At 30.1% G+C, this 20,237-nt stretch carries 21 protein-coding genes; 8 read left to right on the forward strand and 13 right to left on the reverse strand.

Going from position 1 to position 20,237, the window contains the following annotated elements:
- Nucleotides 1-169: 169 nt before the first annotated feature.
- Nucleotides 170-3,604 carry a methylmalonyl-CoA mutase family protein gene (locus BXY80_RS13135; protein WP_120202684.1) on the forward strand — a complete coding sequence of 1,145 codons (3,435 nt, stop codon included), beginning with the start codon at nucleotides 170-172 and terminating at the stop codon, nucleotides 3,602-3,604.
- Between the two features lie 394 nt (nucleotides 3,605-3,998).
- On the opposite strand, the gene BXY80_RS13140 is transcribed toward BXY80_RS13135, so the two are convergent.
- The 3 genes from BXY80_RS13140 to BXY80_RS13150 are packed head-to-tail and all read right to left on the reverse strand — an operon-like array spanning nucleotide 3,999 to nucleotide 6,356.
- Nucleotides 3,999-4,760 (reverse strand): DJ-1/PfpI family protein, encoded by a 762-nt coding sequence (locus BXY80_RS13140; RefSeq protein WP_120202686.1) that lies wholly within the window; start codon nucleotides 4,758-4,760, stop codon nucleotides 3,999-4,001.
- A 7-nt stretch (nucleotides 4,761-4,767) separates the two neighbouring features.
- Nucleotides 4,768-5,148: a VOC family protein gene (locus BXY80_RS13145; RefSeq protein ID WP_120202688.1), complete on the reverse strand. Its 381-nt coding sequence runs from the start codon at nucleotides 5,146-5,148 to the stop codon at nucleotides 4,768-4,770.
- Nucleotides 5,145-6,356 carry an MDR family MFS transporter gene (locus BXY80_RS13150; protein ID WP_120202690.1) on the reverse strand — a complete coding sequence of 404 codons (1,212 nt, stop codon included), beginning with the start codon at nucleotides 6,354-6,356 and terminating at the stop codon, nucleotides 5,145-5,147. The genes BXY80_RS13145 and BXY80_RS13150 overlap by 4 nt, the downstream gene beginning before the upstream one ends.
- A 233-nt stretch (nucleotides 6,357-6,589) precedes the next feature.
- On the opposite strand from BXY80_RS13150, the gene BXY80_RS13155 reads away from it, so the two are divergent.
- The gene (locus tag BXY80_RS13155) at nucleotides 6,590-7,192 is read left to right on the forward strand and encodes a DUF1684 domain-containing protein (RefSeq protein ID WP_120202692.1); all 603 of its coding nucleotides are present in this window, start codon (nucleotides 6,590-6,592) and stop codon (nucleotides 7,190-7,192) included.
- Here the strand turns inward: BXY80_RS13155 and crcB are convergent.
- From crcB to BXY80_RS13190, 7 genes are all read right to left on the reverse strand, one after another.
- The gene (crcB, locus tag BXY80_RS13160) at nucleotides 7,189-7,557 is read right to left on the reverse strand and encodes a fluoride efflux transporter CrcB (protein WP_120202694.1); all 369 of its coding nucleotides are present in this window, start codon (nucleotides 7,555-7,557) and stop codon (nucleotides 7,189-7,191) included. The genes BXY80_RS13155 and crcB overlap by 4 nt on opposite strands.
- A gap of 62 nt (nucleotides 7,558-7,619) precedes the next feature.
- Nucleotides 7,620-8,660 carry an SRPBCC family protein gene (locus BXY80_RS13165; protein ID WP_120202696.1) on the reverse strand — a complete coding sequence of 347 codons (1,041 nt, stop codon included), beginning with the start codon at nucleotides 8,658-8,660 and terminating at the stop codon, nucleotides 7,620-7,622.
- 301 nt (nucleotides 8,661-8,961) lie between these two features.
- Nucleotides 8,962-9,342 carry a transcriptional regulator gene (locus tag BXY80_RS13170; RefSeq protein ID WP_120202698.1) on the reverse strand — a complete coding sequence of 127 codons (381 nt, stop codon included), beginning with the start codon at nucleotides 9,340-9,342 and terminating at the stop codon, nucleotides 8,962-8,964.
- 225 nt (nucleotides 9,343-9,567) lie between these two features.
- Nucleotides 9,568-10,191 carry a response regulator gene (locus tag BXY80_RS13175; protein ID WP_120202700.1) on the reverse strand — a complete coding sequence of 208 codons (624 nt, stop codon included), beginning with the start codon at nucleotides 10,189-10,191 and terminating at the stop codon, nucleotides 9,568-9,570.
- Nucleotides 10,188-12,029: a tetratricopeptide repeat-containing sensor histidine kinase gene (locus tag BXY80_RS13180; RefSeq protein WP_120202702.1), complete on the reverse strand. Its 1,842-nt coding sequence runs from the start codon at nucleotides 12,027-12,029 to the stop codon at nucleotides 10,188-10,190. Before BXY80_RS13180 ends, BXY80_RS13175 begins: the two co-directional genes overlap by 4 nt.
- Before the next feature lie 103 nt (nucleotides 12,030-12,132).
- On the reverse strand, nucleotides 12,133-12,726 hold the full coding sequence (locus tag BXY80_RS13185) for a hypothetical protein (protein WP_120202703.1): 594 nt from the start codon (nucleotides 12,724-12,726) through the stop codon (nucleotides 12,133-12,135).
- A 156-nt stretch (nucleotides 12,727-12,882) separates the two neighbouring features.
- Nucleotides 12,883-13,068, reverse strand: coding sequence for a hypothetical protein (locus tag BXY80_RS13190; protein ID WP_120202705.1), 186 nt, complete (start codon nucleotides 13,066-13,068; stop codon nucleotides 12,883-12,885).
- Between the two features lie 34 nt (nucleotides 13,069-13,102).
- Between BXY80_RS13190 and BXY80_RS13195 the strand changes: the two genes are divergently transcribed.
- Entirely contained in the window at nucleotides 13,103-13,489 is a 387-nt protein-coding gene (locus BXY80_RS13195; protein WP_120202707.1) for a pyrophosphohydrolase domain-containing protein, read from the forward strand.
- A 32-nt stretch (nucleotides 13,490-13,521) separates the two neighbouring features.
- Here BXY80_RS13195 and BXY80_RS13200 read toward each other — a convergent pair whose 3' ends face one another.
- The gene (locus BXY80_RS13200) at nucleotides 13,522-14,592 is read right to left on the reverse strand and encodes a branched-chain amino acid aminotransferase (RefSeq protein WP_120202709.1); all 1,071 of its coding nucleotides are present in this window, start codon (nucleotides 14,590-14,592) and stop codon (nucleotides 13,522-13,524) included.
- Between the two features lie 117 nt (nucleotides 14,593-14,709).
- Between BXY80_RS13200 and BXY80_RS13205 the strand changes: the two genes are divergently transcribed.
- The 4 genes from BXY80_RS13205 to BXY80_RS13220 all read left to right on the forward strand — a co-directional run bounded on the left by BXY80_RS13205 (nucleotide 14,710) and on the right by BXY80_RS13220 (nucleotide 17,569).
- Nucleotides 14,710-15,216, forward strand: coding sequence for a DUF4920 domain-containing protein (locus BXY80_RS13205; protein ID WP_120202711.1), 507 nt, complete (start codon nucleotides 14,710-14,712; stop codon nucleotides 15,214-15,216).
- A complete protein-coding gene (locus BXY80_RS13210) occupies nucleotides 15,216-15,650 on the forward strand; it encodes a hypothetical protein (RefSeq protein ID WP_120202713.1) in 435 nt (144 codons plus the stop codon). The genes BXY80_RS13205 and BXY80_RS13210 overlap by 1 nt, the downstream gene beginning before the upstream one ends.
- Nucleotides 15,651-15,655: 5 nt before the next feature.
- The gene (gene mnmD / locus BXY80_RS13215; RefSeq protein ID WP_120202715.1) at nucleotides 15,656-16,354 is read left to right on the forward strand and encodes a tRNA (5-methylaminomethyl-2-thiouridine)(34)-methyltransferase MnmD; all 699 of its coding nucleotides are present in this window, start codon (nucleotides 15,656-15,658) and stop codon (nucleotides 16,352-16,354) included.
- Between the two features lie 279 nt (nucleotides 16,355-16,633).
- Nucleotides 16,634-17,569: a TIGR01777 family oxidoreductase gene (locus BXY80_RS13220; protein ID WP_120202717.1), complete on the forward strand. Its 936-nt coding sequence runs from the start codon at nucleotides 16,634-16,636 to the stop codon at nucleotides 17,567-17,569.
- Here the strand turns inward: BXY80_RS13220 and BXY80_RS13225 are convergent.
- Nucleotides 17,544-18,767: a hypothetical protein gene (locus tag BXY80_RS13225; RefSeq protein WP_120202719.1), complete on the reverse strand. Its 1,224-nt coding sequence runs from the start codon at nucleotides 18,765-18,767 to the stop codon at nucleotides 17,544-17,546. The two genes, BXY80_RS13220 and BXY80_RS13225, sit on opposite strands and share 26 nt — an antisense overlap.
- Nucleotides 18,768-18,867: 100 nt before the next feature.
- A complete protein-coding gene (locus tag BXY80_RS13230; RefSeq protein WP_120202721.1) occupies nucleotides 18,868-19,539 on the reverse strand; it encodes a YceI family protein in 672 nt (223 codons plus the stop codon).
- A gap of 157 nt (nucleotides 19,540-19,696) precedes the next feature.
- Between BXY80_RS13230 and BXY80_RS13235 the strand changes: the two genes are divergently transcribed.
- Entirely contained in the window at nucleotides 19,697-20,233 is a 537-nt protein-coding gene (locus BXY80_RS13235; protein ID WP_120202776.1) for a nucleotide exchange factor GrpE, read from the forward strand.
- The last annotated feature ends 4 nt before the right edge of the window (nucleotides 20,234-20,237 follow it).

Genomic DNA, 20,237 nt, shown 5'->3' on the forward strand with positions numbered 1-20,237 from the left:
GATAAGTATTTACCACCATGATTTTGACACAGAATAAAATGATAAGTCACTTTTTTTACTTTTTGAACAGAAACAAGAGCATGATACATATCTTAAACTATTCTGAAAATTCTATCTATAATTTTGAAAATTCCGTAAATTTGTAGCTCTAAAATCAAGTTTTTTAAGAATGATACAAACTACTCCCTATAAACCTAAGTATAAAGTTAGAATTGTTACTGCAGCATCATTGTTTGATGGTCATGACGCATCTATAAATATAATGAGACGTATTATTCAGGCAACTGGAGTTGAAGTTATTCATTTAGGACATGATCGTAGTGTTGAAGAAGTGGTTAATACAGCCATTCAAGAAGATGCAAATGCTATTTGCTTAACCTCATATCAAGGCGGTCATAACGAATACTTTAAGTATATGCGTGATTTGTTGAACGAGCGAGGAGCAGAACATATTAAAATTTTTGGAGGTGGTGGTGGCGTTATCCTTCCAACTGAAATAAAAGAGTTGATGGATTACGGGATTGATCGTATTTATTCTCCTGATGATGGTCGCGAAATGGGTTTACAAGGCATGATTAATGACTTGGTTGAGAAATCTGACTTTGCTATTGGCGACACTTTAAATGGCGAAGTTGATATTTTAGCTGAAAAGAACCCAAAAGCGATTGCTCGCGTTATTTCTTCAGCTGAAAATTTTCCTGAGGTAGCAAAAGAGACTTTAGATAAAATTCATGTTAAAAATAAAGATTCTAAAACACCAGTTTTAGGAATTACAGGAACAGGTGGCGCAGGAAAATCTAGTTTGGTTGATGAGTTAGTACGTCGTTTTTTAATAGATTTTCCAGAAAAAACAATTGGACTTGTTTCTGTAGACCCTTCAAAACGAAAAACTGGAGGTGCGCTTTTAGGAGATCGTATTCGCATGAATGCGATTAATTCACCTAGAGTGTACATGCGTAGTTTGGCAACACGTCAATCTAATTTGGCATTATCAAAATATGTAAATGAAGCGGTTGAGGTTTTAAAAGCAGCAGAATACGATTTAATTATTTTAGAAACATCTGGTATTGGTCAATCTGATACTGAGATTATAGAACATTCTGATGTGTCATTATATGTGATGACTCCAGAATTTGGTGCAGCAACGCAGCTAGAAAAAATCGATATGCTTGATTTTGCCGATTTAGTTGCAATAAATAAGTTTGACAAACGCGGTTCTTTAGATGCTTTACGTGATGTAAAAAAGCAATACATGCGTAACAATAATCTTTGGGATATTCCTCAAGATGAATTACCAGTTTACGGAACAATTGCATCTCAATTTAACGATCCAGGAATGAATACGCTTTATAAAGCGATTATGGATAAGTTAGTTGAAAAAGCTGATGCTGATTTAAAATCGACATTCGAGATTTCTAAAGAAATGAGCGAAAAGATTTTTGTGATTCCACCTAATAGAACACGTTATTTATCTGAAATTGCAGAAAACAACCGTGCTTACGATAAAAAAGCAATAGAGCAAGTTGAAGTTGCTCAGAAATTGTATGGAATTTATAAAACAATTTGTTCTGTTGCTGTCATTTCTAACGAAAGTGAGAAATCTCATTTGAATAAATTTGGTATTGACCAAGAAGAGATTCTTCGTACTGCTCAGAATGACAAAAAAGACTTTATTAAGTTGTTAATAGCTGAATTCGACCGTGTAAAATTAAATCTTGATCCATATAACTGGGAAATGATAACGGGTTGGGATGAGAAAGTAAATAAATACAAGAACCCTATATATTCATTTAAAGTAAGAGATAAGGAGATTAAAATAGAAACGCATACAGAGTCATTATCGCATCTTCAAATTCCTAAAGTAGCTTTACCAAAGTATCAAGCTTGGGGAGATATTTTAAAATGGAATTTACAAGAAAATGTACCTGGAGAATTTCCTTATACTTCAGGTTTATATCCTTTTAAACGTACCGGAGAAGATCCAGCACGTATGTTTGCAGGAGAAGGTGGACCAGAACGTACTAACAGACGTTTTCATTATGTAAGTGCAGGTTTGCCAGCAAAACGTTTATCTACGGCTTTTGATAGTGTAACTTTATATGGTAATGACCCCGATCATCGTCCTGATATTTATGGTAAAATTGGAAATGCTGGTGTATCTATCTGTTGTTTAGATGATGCTAAAAAACTCTATTCGGGTTTTGATTTAGCAAACGTAATGACGTCTGTGAGTATGACTATTAATGGTCCTGCGCCAATGTTATTAGGCTTTTTTATGAATGCCGCTATCGATCAGCAATGTGAGATTTATATTAAAGAAAATAATTTAGAAAAGGACGTTGAAACTAAAATTGAAAAACTATATAAAGGTAATGAGCGTCCTAAATACAATGGTGATTTACCAGAAGGAAACAATGGTTTAGGCTTAATGCTATTAGGTGTTACAGGAGATCAGGTGTTACCAGAAGATGTTTATCAAGATATAAAAGTTAGAACTATAGCTCAAGTACGCGGAACAGTACAAGCAGATATTTTAAAAGAAGATCAGGCACAAAACACTTGTATTTTTTCTACTGAATTTGCATTGCGTTTAATGGGAGATGTACAAGAATATTTTATTGAAAATAACGTTCGTAATTTTTATTCGGTTTCTATTTCAGGCTATCATATTGCAGAAGCTGGTGCAAACCCAATTACGCAATTAGCATTAACCTTATCTAATGGTTTCACTTATGTGGAATATTATTTAAGTCGTGGCATGGACATTAATAAATTTGGACCAAACTTATCGTTCTTTTTCTCTAACGGAATTGATCCAGAATATGCAGTAATTGGTCGTGTGGCTCGTAAAATTTGGGCAAAAGCTATGAAGCATAAATATGGAGCAAATGCTAGAGCGCAAATGCTTAAGTATCATATTCAAACTTCTGGTCGTAGTTTACACGCTCAAGAAATTGATTTTAATGATATTCGTACAACGCTACAGGCGTTATATGCCATTTACGACAATTGTAATTCGTTGCATACCAATGCTTATGATGAGGCTATAACGACACCAACAGAAGAATCTGTGCGTCGTGCAATGGCAATTCAACTTATTATAAACAAAGAATTAGGATTAAATAAAAACGAAAACCCAATTCAAGGCTCTTTTATTATTGAAGAACTAACAGATTTAGTTGAAGAAGCTGTGCTATTAGAGTTTGATCGTATTACAGAACGTGGTGGTGTTTTAGGTGCAATGGAAACCATGTATCAACGCTCTAAAATTCAAGAAGAGAGTTTATATTATGAAACTTTGAAACATAATGGTAAATTTCCAATTGTTGGAGTGAATACGTTTTTAAGCTCTAAAGGTTCGCCAACAGTTATTCCTGCTGAAGTTATTCGAGCTACGGAAGAAGAGAAACAATTTCAAATTAAGACTTTAGAGAATCTTCATAAAGCAAATGATACAAAAGCATTATTAAAGGAATTGCAAAAGAAAGCTATCAATAACGAAAATATTTTTGAAGCCTTAATGGATGTTTGTAAAGTATGTTCTCTTGGAGAAATCACTTCATCATTGTTTGAAGTTGGTGGTCAGTATAGACGCAACATGTAAAAGTATAATCACTTTATTGTTTTACGGAATTTAATTATTTAAAACATGAGTTTTTATTTAAAAAAATAAAACACTCTGATTTTTAAATAATTACAGCTGTTGGTCGTTTTTTTAAGCATACTACTACAAGTTATATTGCTAATTATGCTTTTGGTCTAATTTGCAATTAGATTTAGTAATTTTTATTTTCTTGGATGTAAATTTATATTCCCTCGATTTAATGTTTAACCCAATAATACATTTAGCGTTATGGAATCTACTTTAAATTATAAATTTAAAAGACAATCAAAAAACCATTTAGAATGGTTATTAAATACAATCAAATCTGAAAGATATTTTCAAGCTGAAAGTTATATAGTTACTGCTGATTATAGTACTAGTAAGATGATGTAATTTAATGTTTTATGATTGTATGGGGAATGTTTTTTAAATCCCAATCAATTACTAAACCTTGAGCTAGACGTTGCGCTACCTTTTTTCCGTACAAATACTCACATAAATATAAAGCAGCTTCAAAAGATTTTGCGCCACCTGCTGATGTAATATATTTTCCGTCATGTACAAAGAGTACATTTTTTCTAATATCTAAATTTGGAAACATTTCGCGCATAGCATTTATGTCACTAGGAAATGTAGTAGAAACAGAATTATTAAGTAATCCGGCTTTTGCCAATACAAATGCGCCATCACAATGTGATGTTATAAATTTTGCTTCTTTATCGACTTGCTTTATAAAGTTTAGCATAGCAACATCTTCTAAATCTGAATCTAAATGATGTTCTGCACTTGGCACAACCAGAATATCAATTTTTGGTAAATTGTCTTTAATGTAATTAAAATCAGGGATAATACGCATGCCTTCAAACGTAACAATTGGATTGTCGGTATTTGCAACAGTAAAAACATTCATAGGTTTTATACGATCTCTAAAAATGGTGTGTTGAAAAATATCAAAAGGTGCAGTTAATTCTGTATTAAAAACACCATCCATAATTAAAAATGCTACATTATATCTGTTAGGTTTTAATTTTGGGAACTCTTTTTTGTCTTGTTGAGTTTGCTTCAGCACCTCATTATTAAAACCTTCCTTTTTATCTTCAGTAGAATTACAACTTACTAAAGCAGTTAAGATTATTATAAATAAAATATGTTTCATTTCAGTATTACGGATTAATTCGCCAAGGTGGATTTGTTCTGTTTTTTCCTGCTTTATAAAGTATAATATGATTGCCATCTAAATCATTAAGATGTGCTTCTCGCCATAACCAATTTTTATCTTCAGCTTCAGAAGTAAATATAATTCCTTTTTGTTGAAGTTGTTTTACCAATTCATCCAGATTGTCATCTTCAAAATAAATAGTAATACCATCACCTTTTGGTAATGTACTCACCTTATGTATTGAAAACGTTGAGTTTCCGTCAGGACATTCAAATCGTACATAACGAGGTAGTGCATCAACTATTAAAAGTAATCCTAATTTTTTGTAAAATTCTGTCGCTTTAACAACGTCTAACGACGGAATTGTAATTTGATTTAAATTCATGAAGTCTCATTTTTTATTCTTAAATATTGCTTTAAAATATACAGTAATATAATGCATAGAAATCCTAAACCAATCATGATATACCAAGTGGAGTTAAATCCTAATTTATCTACCATTTGCATTCCTGCATTATGACCAAAAATATGAGCAATTGAGAATGAAATGGTGTATAGTGCCATATATTCTCCTTGATTCCCTTTTTTTGCACGTTCCATTGCAAAAGCATTAGAAAAAGGGAACACAATCATTTCTCCTACAGTCATGAATAACATTCCTACTAATAAAATGCCAACCCATGATGTTGTATTTAAAACTAAAAAACTTACTGCTGTTAAAATAGCTCCCAATAGCATTAAGCCAACCTTAGTATGTTTGCTATTTTCTAACCATTTTATCAATGGCATTTCTAAAATGAATATAAATAACCCATTTAAACCTAATAATAAGCCAATTTCTAATTCGGTTAGCATATGTATGTCTTTGTAGTATAATGGCATTGTAGAGAAATATTGTAGAAACATAATTCCAAAAATTGTCATTGATGCCAGAAAAATCCAAAATACTTTGTCTTTGTATGCAGATTCTGGTTTTTCATTTTTTATACTATCTAAAGGTGTTGTGCTTTTTGGGTTTAAAACTTTTACTAAAAGTATTGTTGCTAAAATACACGTTATTCCATCTATCCAAAACAAACCGCCATAGCTCATAGTGGTGATAATTAATCCTCCAACAGCTGGACCAGCAGAAAAGCCAAGATTAATAGCTAATCTTATAAGTGTTACAGAACGCGTTTTGTTTTCTGGTTTACTATATGTGCTCATAGCAACAAACATAGCAGGTCTAAAGGTATCAGCTACAGTCATTACTAAGAAAATTCCAAAACAGATAGAATAGAAAGTATTTAAAAATTGAAGTGCGATGAACAAAATACCTGTACTAAGTAAACTTCTTACCATGACTTTATAGTAACCTATCTTATCAGTTAGTTTTCCACCTAACCAAGAACCAACTACTGATCCTAATCCAAAAGAAGTCATTACCCAACCTACATCACTAAGACTAAATTCTAAGTTCGTAGTAAGGTATAGTGACAGAAATGGAATTACCATAGTTCCAGCTCTATTAATTAATGTGATAAGTGCGAGCCACCAAACCTCTTTAGAGAGACCTCTAAATGTATCGATGTAATTGTTAAATAGCGTTTTCATTTGGTTGATTGATTAGTATAAAAATAAAAAGTCCAACTTTGCAGTTGGACTTTTACATATTGTATTATTAAATAATAATATCGTCATAATATATAAGAAGCCCAACTCTTGTAAAAAGAGGTACACTGTTGCTTATAATTTTTGACGTTATTACGCATTGTTTTATTTTAAGATGGTTAAAGCTATGAAAAAAAAGTTTAAGTTGTATTTTTGATTTCTGAAAATATATTAAAATGAAACATATTACTCTTTTGTTTTTAGTGGTGTCAATATTAAGTTGTGCTCAAGAAAAAAGACCTATAGAAGGTGATACTGAATGGCAACGTGAGATTAATGCTAGTTATAAAGATGCATCGAGTTCACCTTTAAAAGATAAAGACCGAAAAAAGTTTACGGGTTTAGATTTTTATAAATTTGATTCTGTTTATGTTGTAACAGCGAAGTTAAAAAGAACACCAAACGCAAAACCGTTTAAGATGAAAACAACTACTGAGCGTTTACCAGAATATGTGCAATATGGAATAGTTACTTTTAGTTTAAATGAAAAAGAGTATCAACTTAGTATTTATCAAAATTTAGGATTATTAACCGAAGAAGGCTATGAAGATTATTTATTTCTTCCTTTTTTAGACGATACAAATGGAGAAGGAAGTTATTCTGGAGGACGATACACTGAAGCTCGTATACCAGAAGGAGACATTATAGTTATAGATTTCAATACAGCATATAATCCTTATTGCGCTTATAACGAAAAATATTCTTGTCCTATAGTACCAAGAGAAAATTATATTGCAGCAGAAATTAAAGCTGGTGTGAAGGCTTTTAAAAAAGATTAAGCTTTTACTAAATACATACCAAAGAAAACTGCCAAAAAACCAATTACAAAACTTGCTATAGTATAGATGGCAAAACTTGTAAAGTCACCAGATTTTAATAGTACATGGTTTTCATAGGCAAAAGTTGAAAAGGTTGTGAAACCTCCGCAAAATCCAGTTGCTAATAATAAAGTTTGGTTTTGAGTAAGTGTGTCATTTTTTGCAGCTAAGCCTAAAATAAGCCCTATAAGTAAGCTTCCTAAAATATTTGCAGCAAATGTACCATAAGGTATTCCTGATTCTGGATTGTTTAAATATTTACCTATTAGGTATCGTAAAACACTTCCAAATCCACCACCAATAAAAACAAGTAAGAGTTGTTTCATTATGTAAAAATATAAAAGTTGCCATATAAATATGACAACTTTTTATGATTTGTTTTGTGTGGTTATTTTACTGGATAGTAAATATCTGTTTGTATATCTTCAGGTTTAACTTGTGTAGGATCATTAACGTAAAGTTCCCAAATCATTTCTTTGCGTTCTAAACCTTTTTCTTTTATGTATGCATCTAAAGCCATGTGCGCTTTTTCGTCGCCATTACCATAATTTCCGTATTTAGAAACAGTAAGCGTATTTCCTTCTGGCAAACTTATTGCTGACATCCCATCTGCTGGAGCTAAGTCTTTTTTAAGCACTAGACCTATATAAAACTCTGCTTCACCTTTTTCTTCATCCCAACTTGTAAATACTGATGCTGGTGTAAACTCACCATATTTTAAATGTTGCATAGCATACATTCCTGCTTTTGGCATAAACTCCATAAAAAGTTTTGTCATTGCATCGTGGTTTATTTTAGTTTTTTGATAATAGCCAATAAAATTTTGTGTAGGAAGATTAACTTGACTAATGTCTCCAATTCTAAAGTTGTTTTGAGCTGTCATTTTAGTTTTTATTTCTGATGATACAATACTATCGAGTTTAAATAATCCTCTATCAAAATCTGGTCCAGTATTGTCTTCAATACTTCCTGAAAATGTTGTGTACATTTTAGTCATAAAGTCTTGTTTACCTTTCATCGACCATGTTACTTTTGTACCATCATTAGTTGTCTCGAAGGTCCAATTAATATCAGATTCAGATTCAAAAGGTTTAATAAATGTAATGCGTTGTGCTATCGATTTATCTTTTTCAATTCCAGTAGTTTGCATATTGCCTTCACCAAGTATTTCACCATTCCAACCATAGCTTGCATTAACTCCAGATGTGTTTTCACTATAAGTCAATTTTGCATCAGGTTCATGCTCAATCCAAGGAGAAAAACTTGGCCATTCTTTGTAATCATTTACTTTATTAAATAAGTCAGATACTGGAGCTTTAATAACTCGGCTTCTGTTAAAATTAAATTCATTTGGTTGTACAGCAATATAAATTGCTAAACCAATAATTAGGATTAAGAGTAGAAAAAAAATGTATTTTAAAGCTTTCATGTGTTAATTTATATTTTGTTAATTAGATCACATGCAACATCTTATAACTGTTTTTTTAGATAGTCATATTTTAATGATAGATGTTTCATAATTTTAATTAATTGATGTTTTACCAAAGATAATTAAAATTATTTAAGCTTATTTGTAATGCTTTATTATAGAAATTAATTTGAAGTTTTATTTTTATTAACACTAAATTTAAGTAGTAGTAAATTAATAACGATTAAAGCCGTAATAAGAAATAAAGTAGTCATTGTTTTGTTTTTTATTATATCGTTTTTTTATTAAAATGTCATCAGTGTTATAATTTGTTTTGTTGTAAATTATTTAGAATAGCATATTCAATTAGTTTTCCTTTTCCTACTAGGTTTAATTTTTTTCTAATATTTTTTCTATGTGTTTCTATAGTAGAACTACTTCGTTTTAATTGAATGGCTATTTCTGAGGTTTTAAGTCCATTACCTATTAAGTATAGTATTTGTTGTTCTCTGTTAGTTAATTTTTTTAAATGAGAATTTTTATTTATTGTAGTAAACAAAAAAATTAAAGAATTAATTATTTTTTTATGAATACTAACTTCTTTTGTGGCTTCTAAAATTAAAATTACGTCTTCTTTAGATAATAACTTTCCTTTTTTGTTTATACCATTAAGTGCATTTATAACATGTTTAATACTACTCATTTTAGTGTTAATTTAATACTAATGTAGTTGTTATATGTACAAGGAAAAATCCCCATTGCTGGGGATTTTTGAATAGCTGGCTTATTTGTTTCCCTAAGACTAAATAGCAAAACCAGCTATATTAACTAACACGTATCAACTTAATTTTGTTTTTATAAAACTACTAAATGGTGTAAGACAAAAAAATCCCCAGTATTGGGGATTTTAGCAAGAGATGGCTAGGTGTTAAAATTTATATTTTTTTTCTATAGCATAGCGCATTAATTCACCTTTACCCTGAAGACCTAAAATACGTACCATGTTTTTACGATGTGTATCTACAGTTGTTATACCAATAAAAAGTTCTTCAGCAATTTCTCGTGAGGTTTTACCTTGAGCTATAAGTTGCAAAATTTCTATCTGTCGTTTGGTAAGTAAACCCTTCTTTTTTGTAGAAGCTTCAGAATTTAAACTATTAGTATTAATATTTGCATCAAAATAAGTGTTTCCTTGATGAACAGAGACTATGGCATTTAAGACTTCAGACAATGCTGAGTTTTTTAAAATATATCCTGATGCTCCTGCAGCTAACATTTGTTCAATAGCTTGAGTTTGATCAAACATCGAAAAAGCTAAAATTTTAATTTTTGGGTGTTTTTTTTTGATTTGTTTTGTAGCTTCTATGCCATCTAGTTTTGGCATTCTTATATCTGTTAAAATCACGTTTGGAGATTTTTTTTCTACAATATCTAGAAGTGCTTCTCCATCGTTAGCTGTACCAACAATAGTTATGTTATCTTCATACTCTAAGAGTAACTGTATGCCATCAATTAAAGATTGATGGTCTTCTGCAATTGCTAGTCGTATCATATGGGTATATCTATAATTATGGTTGTGCCTTTTTTTATTTCAGATTCTATTATCATTTTGCCATTTAAATGCTCTATACGTTTGTCTATACTGCTTATTCCCATGCCTTTATGTTTGGTTGTGATTTGACTGGTATTAAATCCTTTACCATTATCTTCTACCATAATGTTAAGAGTGTCTTCATGGTTTGTTAAATGTATTGTAGCTTCTGATGCTTCAGCATGTTTTATAATATTGGCGACTAACTCCTGTATAATCCTAAATAGTGTTAGTTCTAGACTGTTTTCTAAACGATCATCTAAACCGTGATCTATAACATCTATAGTAATTTTGTTGGATGCCGAAATTTTTTCAGCCATATGCTCGACAGCTTTTAATAAACCTTGTTTTGCAATTACACCTGAGTTTTTTGCATGAGCTACAGTACGTACTTTATTATAGGCTTCGTCTATAAGTTGGTTTGTTTTATTAAAAAGTTCTGGCGAGTTTTTATCTTTTAAGGCATTAAAGTGTAGCTTTACAGTGGCCATTAGCCCACCAAGGTCATCATGTAAATCATTGGCAATGCGTTGACGTTCTTTTTCTTGACCTTCAATCATAGCATCAATAGCTGTAAGCTCTTGCTCTTTTAATACTGTTGCAAGTTTTTGAGTTTCGAGTGCTTTTTCTTGCTCGGCTAATTTTTGTTTACGACGTGTGTTTTTTTGAATTAGAAATGCTGTAATTCCTCCAAATAAAAGTAATGCTAAAGCAGCGATTAATAAGTTTCTATTTTGTTTTCGTTTGGCTTCGCTTTCTAGATTATCTGCTCTTAACTTTTCGTTATCAAACTCTTCTTTTATTCTGGCAATACCTTCACGCTGTTCTTCTAATTTTATACTATCTGAAAGCTTGTTATATTCTAATAAATGTGAGTATGCTGCTTTGTAATTCTTTTTTTGAGCATATAGACGAGAAAGATTTTCTTTAATCATCGATTTATAAAAAACAGTATGCTCAAGTAAAGTGATAGAGTCTGCTAACAAATAGTAATGTTCTGCATGTTTTAAATCATTCTTACTCAAATATGAATTCCCTATATTCATATAAGTAGTAAAGTAGTTACTGGGATATTGTAGAGCTTTATTAGAATTAATAATCTGTAATTTTTTATTATAAAAAAAGATAGCAGAATCTGGAATTTCAATGTTTACTTCGTACAACACACCTAAACTATTTAATGTGTTAATTAAAACGGCACTGTCTCTTTTTTTAAATTTAAACTGCAATGTTTTATTATAATATTCTGCAGCTTTTTTATTTTCATCCCTAAATAAATAATAGTTGCCTTTTAAAAAGGAATAGATGATTTTATGTGAATTGCTATTATATAACTTTGCTTTTTCTTCTAGCTTGTTTAAATAATCGAGTCTATAGGAATTGTCATCATTATAGTCGTAAGACTGTGCTAAGCCAGAAAGTGATGATAATATTGTTAATGTATCTTTATTAGTTTTTGCTAGATTTAAAGCTTTAGTATGAAAAATAAAACTAAGCGAATCGTTTTGAGATATTCTATGAAAATAGGCGGTAAAGTATAGGAGTTTTATTTTTTTATTTTTCGGTAATTTATTATCCTTTTCTAAGATAGAGATATACTTTTCTATTGAATCTAATTGGCGTAGTTTGCTAAAATAAATTAGCCTAAAGTAGTTCTTTAAAGATGAGCTTTTTTCAGCATCAATTTTTGAAAGTATAGATTCAACTGGAGTGACTCTGTCAAAATAATAATAAGTAGAGTCGTTCTGAGAATAGCAGAACGACCCAATCATTAAAATTAATACTGTAATTATCTTCATTCTTAATTTAATTAAAATAAGAAGGTGTCTCTTTGATTCTTTTGATGTTTTATTAATAAACCTATTCCTTACTTTTAATTAGTAATATATAGAGGTAATTGGGTTAGTTTTTAGTTGTGGCATTATCTGGTAGAAATGGAGAGCCCACAACTATTGAATTTTTTTTCCTTTTGCCTAAAATAATAATAGAATTACTTGGGCATTCATAATGAGCATCATCATAATCAAAGATTACATCTATATATAGTTTTTGTTTATTAATACCTTTAATTAATCCTTTAACGACCACCTTGTCTTCTATCTTTGTGTTATTTCCGTATGACTTTCCTACGCTGTTGAATACCAATTTATTTTTGCTTTTATCACTTTTTTTAGCATTATAAGTTAAAGTATGGTCATGCGGGATTTGAAACCAGAGCGTAGCTTCTCCTTTTTCGGTGTCATATTCAGAATCATTTTCTGGATACTCAACCAAATCATCTAAAACTGCTTCTTTAGAATTACAAAATGTATGCTTTAAGTTTTCCTCTTCAGAAATATTAATTTGCTTTTTTATTTCTGTAATCTCAGTTTTTAAACTGTCTATTATATTATTGTTTTTTTCTACTTGGGTTTTTAAGTTGCCCGTACATCCTATAAATAGAAAAGTAAAAAGTAATGTTGAAACATTGAAATAAAGTTTTTGTGAGGTTTTCATAATTTAATAATTTAGTTAGCTATTGTTACAAAGATGCAAAGTAGGACGGCATCAAAACATACCCATTACTAGGTATATTAAGCTATTAAGTTACTAAAAAAAGAAAAAACATAAAGAAAATTCGGACAAGTGCTAAAAAACAATCGAAGAACTGTTTTATACAAATACAAATTTTATAGCAGCAATCATTAGTAAAAAAGCGATGAAAGCAATTAAAACCCAAATACTGCCTTTGTAGTATTTTCTATGAAGTTTTAGGTCTTTTCTGTAAGTATAAATCATAATAACTATAAATGCTATAGCAAATAAAATTCCGAAAATCAATTGACCTTTAGTAAACATATAGTTATTTTTATGCAAAATTAAGATAATTAAAATGAAGAATAAAATAGAAGCTGTTAAAGCATTTCATACAGCATTTAAAATTGGCCATAGAGAAACACCAAAAGCAGATTTAGGAGTAGATAAAAACACCTTGCGTTTTGAACTGATGAAAGAAGAAAATGAAGAATACCTTGAAGCTGCAAACAATAATGATCTTGTTGAGGTTGCAGATGCTTTAGGAGATATGTTATATATATTATGCGGTACCATAATAGAACATGGATTACAGCATAAAATTGAAGATGTATTTAATGAAATACAACAAAGTAATATGAGTAAGCTTGGAGAAAATGGCGAACCTATTTATAGAGAAGATGGTAAAGTACTTAAAGGTCCAAATTACTTTAAACCAAATATTTTATCTGTTTTAGAAGAATAAAAAAAAGAAGCCAATTTGGCTTCTTTTTTTATTTATTTAATCTCGTACCTCCAATTGTGTTTATCATCAGTTAGATTATGTTGTATGTTTAATAATTGGGTTTTGAAAAGTGATGCATAAGAATCCTTGGTTGTTGGAATCTCAAATACTTCTTCAGAATGCTCAAAAGCAGAAATCGGACTTATAACCGCAGCAGTTCCTGCTCCAAATATTTCTTTTAACGAACCATTTCTTGAAGCTTCTTTTATTTCATTAACACTTACACGTCTAACTTCAATATCAATATTATTATCGTTTGCTAGTTGAATAACACTCTTACGTGTAATACCATCTAAAATACGATCGTTATTTGGTGCCGTAACCAGCTTATCATTAATTCTAAAAAAGATGTTCATGGTACCAGCTTCTTCTAAGTAATCATGTGTGCTAGCATCGGTCCAAATAATTTGCTGAAATCCTTTTTTCTGAGCTAAGCTAGTTGGGTAAAATTGAGCAGCATAATTTCCAGCAGCTTTTGCAAAACCAACGCCTCCATCTGCAGATCGACTATATTTTTCTGCAAACAAAACACGAACAGGCTCTGTATAATAAGCTTTAGCAGGAGAACAAATTATCATAAAACGGTAAGATGCAGCTGGTGAAGCAGAAATTGCAGGTTCTGTAGCAATAACAAAAGGACGAACATATAACGAGTTTCCAATACCAGGCTTAATCCATGCCGAGTCTAAATTTAAAAGGGTTTGTAAGCCATTAAAAAAATAATCTTCAGGAAATTCTGGCATCGCTAAACGCGCAGCAGATTTATTAATACGTTTAAAGTTTTCTTTAGGTCTAAACAAAAAGACCTTTTCATTATCATCTTTATAAGCCTTCATGCCTTCAAAAACCGCTTGACCATAATGAAACACTCTAGCAGAAGGTTCTATGGTCATTGGCTGATAAGGAGCAACTGTAGGCTGTTGCCATTCGCCATTTTCAAAATCACAGTAAAACATATAATCTGTAAACGTTCTTCCAAAAGTTAGATTGTTAAAATCTATACCTTCAATTTTTGAAGTTTCAGTTTTTACTACAACGATTTCGTTGGTTTTGGTACTTAACATTCTTTATTTATTTATTAGTGCAAAATTAGGTATTTATAGTGGTTAAAAAAACATAATGTTTTCTAAAAAAATGCGTAACTTTAGGTCCTTAAAAATCAATAAAATTTTAGATTAATTATGAAGAAGTTCTTAGCACTTTTTGTTATTGTATTAGTAATAATGTCTTGTAAAAATGAAGAGAAAAAAACTGAAGCTAAAGCAGAAGCCAATAAAGAGATTGCTTATGCTTCTTTTGGCAAGGAGATAAATGATAATGATGCATTGAGAGCTGATCGTATGGCTGTACATTACGCAAACATGACTGTTGGTGATTCTGTAAATTCAAAAATGATTGCTAAGGTTGATGAGGTTTGTCAAGCTAAAGGTTGCTGGATGAAGTTAAACCTTGAAAACGGTGAGCAGGTTATGGTTAAGTTTAAAGACTATGGTTTTTTTATGCCTAAAGATATTGCAGGAAAAGAGGTTGTGATAAATGGAAAAGCTTTTGTAAACGAAGTACCAGTAGATGAGCAACGTCATTATGCCGAAGATGCTGGCAAATCTCCAGAAGAAATTGCTAAAATTACAGAGCCTAAAAAAACATATTCATTTGTGGCAGATGGTGTTTTGCTAAAAGAGGAATAATGTTTAAATATTTTTGCTTAAGTGTACTAGTTTTGATGTTAAGTTGTAACACTTCTGAAAAAAAAGTAACAATAGTTGATGGCACTAAAAAGTATGATGTCTATCAAGGTTCAGAAATGGCTATTTTAATGAGAGGTATGCATGCCTTTAATTTACAGCTTAAAAAAGAAGTTGAAAATGGTAAAATTACAACAGAATTTCCAGAAGAGTTTTTAAAGATTTATACAGCCGAATTTTCTGAGTCTAAATCTAGAAATAGTACATTTGATCAGTATTCTGGTAAATTTATTGAAGCTCAAAAAATGGTGTTTACTGAGGATTCATCTGTCTCTCTTTCTAAACGATATAATACTGCAATTAACTTATGTATATCTTGTCATCAAACAGAATGTACAGGGCCAATACCTAAAATTAAAAAGTTACTGATTAAATAAGTTAAGTGCAACGAAAAATAATAACAACAAAAGACGGTTCAAAAACCATACAAATTGAAGAATGGAATGAGCAATATCATTCTGTTCATGGAGCAATACAAGAAGCAAATCATGTGTTTATAAAACATGGTTTGCTTTTTTGTTATTCTGAATTTTTCTCACAAACAAAAAATGAAATTTCTATTCTTGAAATTGGTTTTGGTACAGGTTTAAATGCTTTAATAACATTATTAGAAGCTGAAAAATTAAAACTAAAAATAAACTATACTGGAGTAGAAGCTTATCCTGTACTTCAAAAAGAAATTGAGCAACTTAATTATGCTGAAGAATTAAACGCAGATAACAGTATTTTTTTAGAGATGCATAATGCCCAATGGGAAACGCAAAGAGAAATTACAGAAAACTTCATTCTTAATAAACAACAAAAATTCTTCAAAGATATTACAGAAACAAACACATATAATCTTATTTATTTTGATGCTTTTGGCGCAAGAGTACAGCCAGATTTATGGACAGAAGTAATATTTAAAGCAATGTATAAGGCGTTAAAAAATAAAGGTGTGTTGGTGACTTATTCTGCTAAAGGTAGTGTGCGCCGTGCTATGCAAGCTGTAGGTTTTATTGTTGAACGTTTACCTGGTCCTCCAGGAAAACGTGAAATGTTGAGAGCCACGAAATATGGCAATCAACATTCAACGATTTGAAATAAATAATAGATGAGTTAAATGTTGAGAGCCACGAAATATGGCAATCAACATTCAACGATTTAAAATAAATAATAGATGAGTTAAATGCTAAGAGCCAGGAAATGCTTTTAGTATTTGGTAATTTTTTTTGAGTTAAATGTTGAGAGCCACGAAATATGACGATTAATATTAAACTACTTCAAATAACGAGTATAGTTCATAAATTAACTTAAGCTCTTGTTAAACCTTCATAATAGTAAGAGGTCATCAGTTTTGGTTTTGTAACTTTGTTAGGCTATGAAAACAAAAATTCTTATAACTGGAGCAACAGGACTAATTGGTCAAGAAATTGCAAAAGCATGTCTCGAAAAAGGATATAAGATTCATTATTTAACAACTTCTAAAGTAAAGATTAGTAATGAAGATAACTACAAAGGGTTTTATTGGAACCCTAAAGAAGGTGAAATTGACAAGTCTTGTTTTAAAAACGTTTCAGTAATTATAAACTTAGCTGGTGCTTCAATTTCAAAACGATGGACGGATAGTTATAAAAAAGAAATTTTAGAAAGCAGAACACAAGCGTTACAGCTTTTAAAAGAAACCATTAAAGTTTATGGTTTTAAAATACAGCATATTATTTCTGCAAGTGCCATAGGTATTTATCCAGATTCACTTATCAATTATTATAAAGAGGACTATCATGAAGTTTCATCTTCTTTTTTAGGGCAAGTTGTTAGCCAATGGGAAAGTGCCGTTGATGAGTTTTCAAATTTAAAAATTAAAGTAACCAAAATTAGAATTGGTTTAGTGCTTTCAAATAAAGGTGGAGCTTTGCTAGAAATTGCTAAGCCAATTCAATTTGGGTTTGGTGCTGCTTTTGGTTCAGGTAAGCAATGGCAATCTTGGATTCATATTAAAGATTTGGCCGAGTTGTTTGTGTTTATAAAGCAGCATAACATTGAAGGAACTTATAATGCAGTGGCACCAAATCCTGTATCAAATAAAGAACTTGTTAAAGCTGTAGCAAAAGTGCTAAAAAAACCATTGCTTTTGCCTAATATACCTAAGTCTGTAATGAAATTAATACTAGGTGAAATGCACGAATTATTATTTGAAAGCCACAGAGTGAGTTCTAGAAAAACAGAAAATTTAGGTTTCAATTTTAAATATCATCATTTGCAAAAAGCATTAAGGGATTTATTTCCGTTTAAAACAAATTATATCCAAAAATAAATGAAGTTCTTGGGTATTTATTTTCCCATAAGGAATTTGCTATTATAGTTTGATTTGGTGAAAATCTTGCTTCTAAGCTAAATTTATCATTAAATTTAAAACCAATACTTAAGGCAATATAATTATGAGGTTTGATACCCAAATCAACTAAACCGGTAGCCGAAAAATCAAAACTAGAAGATAAGTCAATAGAATTAAAGTTATATAAAGCACTTAAATATATTTTTGAAAAATCATTTATTGGTATATAATATTTGATTCCAAAAAGTATGTCAATGGCTTTATAGTCAATTTTTGCTGAAGATGTTTCTGTTAATACTGGTGTATTAATATAAATAAAATCATTTATTTCTGAGGAATAGTTTTTAAATGTTGGTTCAAGAATTAATGAGAGTCTATTATTATTAAAAGGTAAAACATATTCAAGTTCAATACCAAATCCAATATTTGTTTTACTTCCAAAATCTAACTCACCTCTATTGTCAAAATCATTCTTTGTTGATAGAGAAGAAAAGTTTATGCTTGGTTTTATAGATAAGTTAAAATTTCCTGATTTTTTTTCATTTTTAAATGAATTAATATAATTAGAATCATCACAAGTATTATAATCTATAAAATAAGTTATTAAGTCTTTAGATTTATAGTTTAATTTTTTTACATCATTAAGTGATAAATTATCACATTTTAAATTATTCCATAATTGTTGTTTATAATCAGTATTTTCTTTATACTGAGTTGCAGCTACATAATACTTTTTATAAATTAATTGATTTGGGTTAGAGTCGTTTAAATTGTAGAAATACAATTTAGCATTATCATCGCAATAAGAAAATAAGTTAGACTTTCCTTCAACTAAGTATTTTAAAAAGAGGTTTTTTTCTATTAAATTAGGTTCCTTTTTTTTACTTAATTGATTTGTTTGAGTACTTGATATATCTATTTTTACTAAAAACCTTTTATACCTTATGTTGTTAAATCCAAACTCAATTATAGTACTTAAATCACCTTTTAAGTCTTCTGAACTTTCATTAATCTTATAGGTAAATGTGTCTGGGTTGTTTTTCCAATCTTCATTTTTAATAAGGCATTCAACCTTTTTATTATTAGTATCAATTAAGTATCCTTTTTCATAATTACTTTGAGAGTTTGCAGTAATACTAAAAATTACTGCAAGTATAAGTGTTATTTTTTTAGTCATTCTTTTGTTTTTATAAGTAGTTTTTAGATTTGTCTTGAATATATTTAAAAACCACTCTAGACTCTAGAGTGGTTTTAAATTGTATTTAATATTAAGGTAATTACGCCTTTTTAGCTACAATTTTAATCTTTAATTCCATATCGTCATTAATAAACTTGTCACCAAGATTATCAAAAACAGATTTAGAACCATAGTTGATTCCCCATTTAGTTCTATCAATTGTAAATGCTTCACTTTCAATAGTCATTAAGTCACCATTGTTAGACACAGTTACAGGGAAAGTTATATTGTGTTTTTGTCCTTTTAAAGACAAGTTACCAGAAAGCATAGTTTTACCATCTTCAGTTTTAGTTCCAGTAACTTCAAATGCTCCAGTAGGGAATTTAGTTACATTAAAAAAATCACCTTCTTTGCCTTCAACAGTTCCTTTTAAATGCTCTTCTAGACTTGTTTTGTACTCACCTTCTTCCATATCTGTAGAGACAATTGATTTCATATCAATTAAAAAAGTACCACTTTTTATACGTCCAGCATCTGTCTTAAAAACACCACTTTCAATGTTTACAGTTCCGTTATGACTTCCAGTAGGTTTAAAACCTTTCCACTCTATAGTAGATTCTGCTACATTAGCAACATATTTTTCAGATGTGCTTTCTGCAACAGCAGCTGCCTCAGCGTCACTTGTATTTGCCTCAGCGGCTTTATCTTTACAACTAACAAATGCAATACTAATAGCTACAATTGTAAACATGTTTAAAATTCTTTTTTTCATCGTTTTGTGTTTATTTAAAAATTATACACAAAAATAGTGATTGTTACTAAAAGACATTAAGTCTAATCAATTATTTTAATGACATTTTGACATTTTAAAAATAATGGCAGTACTTTTGCCATCCCTAAATCGAAGATTTAAAATAATGTTCACTATAATGAGTAAAAAAGATAAAAACGAAAACATAGAAGACACGCAAGTGCAGGAAGAAACTACAGAAACAACACAAGTTGAAGAATTAACTGTAGAAGAGCAATTGCAAGAAAATTTAGCTAAAGAAAAAGATAAGTTTATGCGCTTATTTGCTGAATTTGAAAATTATAAAAAACGTACAAGTAAAGAACGTATTGATTTGTTTAAAACAGCAAGTCAAGATGTGATGATCTCACTATTACCAGTTTTAGACGATTTTGAGCGTGCACTAAGTCATATAGAAGAAGATAAAGAAGCTGAAGATTTACGAAAAGGAGTTATGCTTATTTATCAAAAATTATTAACAACATTAGAACAAAAAGGTTTGTCAAAAATTGGAGTTAAAAAAGGTGATACTTTTAATGCAGATGACCATGAAGCAATAACACAAGTTCCTGCGCCAAATGAAGATCTTAAAGGAAAAATAATTGATGTAGTAGAAAGAGGTTATAAATTAGGAGAAAAAGTAATTCGTTTTCCAAAAGTGGTTATCGGACAATAATTTT

It is taken from the genome of Ichthyenterobacterium magnum (genome assembly GCF_003610635.1).
GTDB lineage: Bacteria > Bacteroidota > Bacteroidia > Flavobacteriales > Flavobacteriaceae > Ichthyenterobacterium > Ichthyenterobacterium magnum.

Coding starts and splice junctions, on each gene's coding strand:
- BXY80_RS13135 (WP_120202684.1), top strand. CDS start 170: ATGATACAAACTACTCCCTATAAACCTAAGTATAAAGTTAGAATTGTT.
- BXY80_RS13140 (WP_120202686.1), bottom strand. CDS start 4,760: ATGAAACATATTTTATTTATAATAATCTTAACTGCTTTAGTAAGTTGT.
- BXY80_RS13145 (WP_120202688.1), bottom strand. CDS start 5,148: ATGAATTTAAATCAAATTACAATTCCGTCGTTAGACGTTGTTAAAGCG.
- BXY80_RS13150 (WP_120202690.1), bottom strand. CDS start 6,356: ATGAAAACGCTATTTAACAATTACATCGATACATTTAGAGGTCTCTCT.
- BXY80_RS13155 (WP_120202692.1), top strand. CDS start 6,590: ATGAAACATATTACTCTTTTGTTTTTAGTGGTGTCAATATTAAGTTGT.
- crcB (WP_120202694.1), bottom strand. CDS start 7,557: ATGAAACAACTCTTACTTGTTTTTATTGGTGGTGGATTTGGAAGTGTT.
- BXY80_RS13165 (WP_120202696.1), bottom strand. CDS start 8,660: ATGAAAGCTTTAAAATACATTTTTTTTCTACTCTTAATCCTAATTATT.
- BXY80_RS13170 (WP_120202698.1), bottom strand. CDS start 9,342: ATGAGTAGTATTAAACATGTTATAAATGCACTTAATGGTATAAACAAA.
- BXY80_RS13175 (WP_120202700.1), bottom strand. CDS start 10,191: ATGATACGACTAGCAATTGCAGAAGACCATCAATCTTTAATTGATGGC.
- BXY80_RS13180 (WP_120202702.1), bottom strand. CDS start 12,029: ATGAAGATAATTACAGTATTAATTTTAATGATTGGGTCGTTCTGCTAT.
- BXY80_RS13185 (WP_120202703.1), bottom strand. CDS start 12,726: ATGAAAACCTCACAAAAACTTTATTTCAATGTTTCAACATTACTTTTT.
- BXY80_RS13190 (WP_120202705.1), bottom strand. CDS start 13,068: ATGTTTACTAAAGGTCAATTGATTTTCGGAATTTTATTTGCTATAGCA.
- BXY80_RS13195 (WP_120202707.1), top strand. CDS start 13,103: ATGAAGAATAAAATAGAAGCTGTTAAAGCATTTCATACAGCATTTAAA.
- BXY80_RS13200 (WP_120202709.1), bottom strand. CDS start 14,592: ATGTTAAGTACCAAAACCAACGAAATCGTTGTAGTAAAAACTGAAACT.
- BXY80_RS13205 (WP_120202711.1), top strand. CDS start 14,710: ATGAAGAAGTTCTTAGCACTTTTTGTTATTGTATTAGTAATAATGTCT.
- BXY80_RS13210 (WP_120202713.1), top strand. CDS start 15,216: ATGTTTAAATATTTTTGCTTAAGTGTACTAGTTTTGATGTTAAGTTGT.
- BXY80_RS13220 (WP_120202717.1), top strand. CDS start 16,634: ATGAAAACAAAAATTCTTATAACTGGAGCAACAGGACTAATTGGTCAA.
- BXY80_RS13225 (WP_120202719.1), bottom strand. CDS start 18,767: ATGACTAAAAAAATAACACTTATACTTGCAGTAATTTTTAGTATTACT.
- BXY80_RS13230 (WP_120202721.1), bottom strand. CDS start 19,539: ATGAAAAAAAGAATTTTAAACATGTTTACAATTGTAGCTATTAGTATT.
- BXY80_RS13235 (WP_120202776.1), top strand. CDS start 19,697: ATGAGTAAAAAAGATAAAAACGAAAACATAGAAGACACGCAAGTGCAG.